Genomic DNA, 3,355 nt, shown 5'->3' with positions numbered 1-3,355 from the left:
CGAGAACCTGTTCGCCAAGCTCAAGGACTGGCGCCGCATCGCCACACGCTACGACCGATGCGCTCACACCTTCTTCTCAGCGATATGCATCGCCGCAGCCGTCATCTTCTGGATCTGACCAATGAGTCCTGAGCCTAGGCCATTACCCCCAGCCCATATCACCCCTGACCATACACCCAGACCGAGGAACCGTGCCGCCCCGCTAGGCTAAGCAGATCGGGCCCGATAGATCACAGGCCACCCCCTTAGCCCTACCCGAGCGAGGAAGACACACTGCACCCCATGCGCATACCCACCCCTATGCCGTGTTCCCATGGTTTATGGCCATGAGAACGCATGCGCATGCCGGGCAATGTGCAATCCTTAGCGCGCGAAGGCATGGCATGCGCGGAAGGGCTTCCGCGTTGACCAGTCCGCGACGGCTCCGCGAACGCATAACGTCTTCGGCAAGGTTAACGGGCTCGCTAAAATTGTAATGACAGCGGGTCCCCCTCCGGCCTTCAAGCGCAATGCGGGGGCGCAGGGCGCTTCGTTTCCCCAGCTACAAAGCATTTATTTCAAGTTCGACCTGACTCGTTAACCGACAGACGGATATAGGACAGCAATGCTGACCTATTAGACTCCCCGACAATCGGGGCTTCGAGTCGAAAGCCGAGTCGGGTTCGAAAATCGACAATCGGCGCAACGCCTTACAGGCCATGAGGTTGCCGGCTTTGGGCAGGTAGGGTGGCTTTGCCGTGGCTTTCAACCTGAAGGGCCTTTCCATGACTCACAGGCGGGTGCTGGCGGGCTTTGAGACTTATATGGTGTTTTCACTGGCCGGCTGGGGCTGAAGTGCCGCACCGCGCCGTCCTTTCGCGCAACGAAGTAAGATGTTACCGGCGTCGAGAGGTTTTTGCTGTGCTGCGAACGAAGGACATAAAAGGCAACGCCATCGCTGCAATCGCGGCGTTGCTGCTTCTCGTCCAATCGTTCGGCTTAGCGTGTCAAGCGCATGGCATGCCTGTGCAGCCAATGCTGGACCAGTTCGGCAATCCGCTGTGCATCACTTCGGGCGAACATGGTGACCCAGCGCAAGGGCAAGGCAGCGCTCCCACCTGTTGCACCATGGCCTGCGCGTCAGCGCCGATTTTCCACGCGGGCCCGTCAGATGACGCTCTATCTTATCTAATCGAGGTCCCGGAACACTTCGCGGCCAATTGGCCAATTCCCGTTCCACCACAAGCCCGACCGCTGTGCCGGCAGAACGGCCCGCGCGCTCCCCCTTCTGGCATTTGATCCATTCTTTTTAGCTGGTGGTGCTCTCAATCGGGCACTGCCCGAATGGTTGTCGTGCTTAGGGAGCACCAATGTCAAAACAAGCTATCAACTCCTCCGACGCCGCTGTTAGTGCGCGTCTATACCGCGCCGTTTGGCGCTGGCATTTCTATGCCGGGATCATCGTAGCCCCGTTTCTCGCGATCCTCGCGCTGACGGGGATAATCATGCTCTACGGAAATTCCGTGGAGACCTTCCTCGGTGCGAAGCACTACGTTGCCGCTGGCGGGGAGCGGGCCTCTATCGAAGATCAGGCGACGGTTGCCGTCGCTTCCGTGCCTGACGGCAAGCTTAAACTCGCGGTGCGTCCCGCATCCCCGGAACGGGCTAGCGTCTTCATCATAAATGCCAATGGGGAGGATATTGTCGTCAGCGTAGACCCACATGGACTAAAAGTCCTCGATACCGTCGTCAAAGATAAGACGTGGTTCTATTTCGCGAACAACATACACGGAACACTCCTTCTGGGGGACGTCGGGGACCGCATTCAGGAGACCGTGGCCGGGCTTGGGATCGTCCTCCTCCTTTCAGGCATGTACATGTGGTGGCCCCGGAACGGACGCGATTTTGCGCGCTCCCTTGTTCCCAATCTCGCGCAACGCGGACGCGCCCTGTGGAAAGGGTTACATGCATCCCTTGGACTCTACATAGGTGTCGTTCTGCTGTTTTTCCTGCTGTCCGGGCTGGCATGGACGGGCGTTTGGGGAACCAAGATAGTACAGGCGTGGAGTACTTTTCCGGCAGAGAAATGGGATAACGTCCCCCTTTCAGACGACACCCACGCGGCAATGAACCACGGTGCCGTTAAGGAGGTGCCTTGGGCTTTGGAGCAGACGGCTATGCCCGTTTCCGGCTCGCACGCCGACCATCACTCGCATTCGGCAGCGGCACCCGTCGATCTTGACAGCGTCACCGCATTGGCGCGTCAGTTAGGCTTCAGCGAGCAATTCCGCATCAACGTCCCTCAGTCCGAAGAGGGCGTCTACACAATTTCCGCCGATAGTATGGATGGAGATACGACAAGCGCCACGGGGGATCGGACGGTGCACGTGGACCGTTTCACCGGCAACGTGCTGGCCGAAGTATCGTTTGCGGACTACTCACTTGCAGGCAAGGCAATGGCGGTAGGTATCGCTCTCCATCAGGGCAACCTCGGCCCACTCAACATCGCCCTCAATCTCGCGTTTTGCCTTTCGGTCCTGTTTATGTGCGCTTCTGGCTTCGTCATGTGGTGGAAGCGCCGGCCATCAAAGCGCTTCGGCGCGCCCCTTTACCCAAAGGGCTACCGCTCGCCCAAAGCAGTGCTTCTGATCGGCCTAGCGGTTTGCATTGCTTTCCCGCTGACCGGGATCGCGGTGGCTCTGTTCGCATTGGTCGATTTCCTTCTGCCTAAAAGGCTAAAGGAAGTGTCAGGACGCACAATCGAGGTCTAAAGCGGATGCGCTGGGGCAGTTAGCTTTGAACGGCCCCAGCGCGTTTGCAGGGCGGTCTGTATCAAAGCCAGCCCTTGCGCTCCCCGTCACGATAGAGCCGGACGGCGTAATGTTCCGGGTCAATTCCGTGCTTGTTGCTTCGGCGCTGGACGATGCCATCGCGCTCACTTTGGGCATAGATCGGGCAAACTACGTCCGGTTTGCGGCCATGCTTGGCGACAAGTTCCCGCATAAGGTCCACCTGTTTCATCAGTTCGCATCCCGTGGGGGTGGGTTATGTGATCGTGACTATAAGAACGATGAGCCCCAGCATCCATGGGACCAGACCGATCCATCCAGCCATGGTAGCCTCGCAAATCAGAGGGCCATCGGGGACGCGTTTAAATCCCAGCCAGTTAAATCCTGTCTCGGACGAAGATATGGGTTGAACGCAAACCCTCCCTAAGGTGATGAGCGGCAACACGAGCCTAGGCTCAGGACTCATTGGTCAGATCCAGAAGATGACGGCTGCGGCGATGCATATCGCTGAGAAGAAGGTGTGAGCGCATCGGTCGTAGCGTGTGGCGATGCGGCGCCAGTCCTTGAGCTTGGCGAACAGGTTCTCG

Annotated in this window: 2 protein-coding genes and 2 pseudogenes; 2 read left to right on the top strand and 2 right to left on the bottom strand. The window is 58.5% G+C overall.

Going from position 1 to position 3,355, the window contains the following annotated elements; translation table 11 throughout:
* Both AC5XE7_RS20720 and AC5XE7_RS20715 read left to right on the top strand, forming a co-directional pair.
* Nucleotides 1-118 (top strand): annotated as a pseudogene (locus tag AC5XE7_RS20720) (IS5/IS1182 family transposase); the annotation flags it as partial.
* Nucleotides 119-1,349: 1,231 nt separating this feature from the next.
* On the top strand, nt 1,350-2,750 hold the full coding sequence (locus tag AC5XE7_RS20715) for a PepSY-associated TM helix domain-containing protein (RefSeq protein WP_495367421.1): 1,401 nt from the start codon (nt 1,350-1,352) through the stop codon (nt 2,748-2,750).
* A gap of 61 nt (nt 2,751-2,811) precedes the next feature.
* Here AC5XE7_RS20715 and AC5XE7_RS20710 read toward each other — a convergent pair whose 3' ends face one another.
* A complete protein-coding gene (locus tag AC5XE7_RS20710; protein ID WP_495367422.1) occupies nt 2,812-3,000 on the bottom strand; it encodes a hypothetical protein in 189 nt (62 codons plus the stop codon).
* A gap of 237 nt (nt 3,001-3,237) precedes the next feature.
* A pseudogene (locus AC5XE7_RS20705) lies at nt 3,238-3,355 on the bottom strand (IS5/IS1182 family transposase); the annotation flags it as partial.

Source organism: Aquamicrobium sp. YD-1-mutant5, from assembly GCF_059509755.1.
The sequence above is the reverse complement of the archived record's forward strand: the minus strand, read 5'-3'. Positions and strand labels throughout refer to the sequence as shown.

Bases quoted from the DNA above. Each gene is read 5' to 3' on its own strand.
- AC5XE7_RS20715 (WP_495367421.1), top strand. From the start codon at position 1,350: ATGTCAAAACAAGCTATCAACTCCTCCGACGCCGCTGTTAGTGCGCGT.
- AC5XE7_RS20710 (WP_495367422.1), bottom strand. From the start codon at position 3,000: ATGAAACAGGTGGACCTTATGCGGGAACTTGTCGCCAAGCATGGCCGC.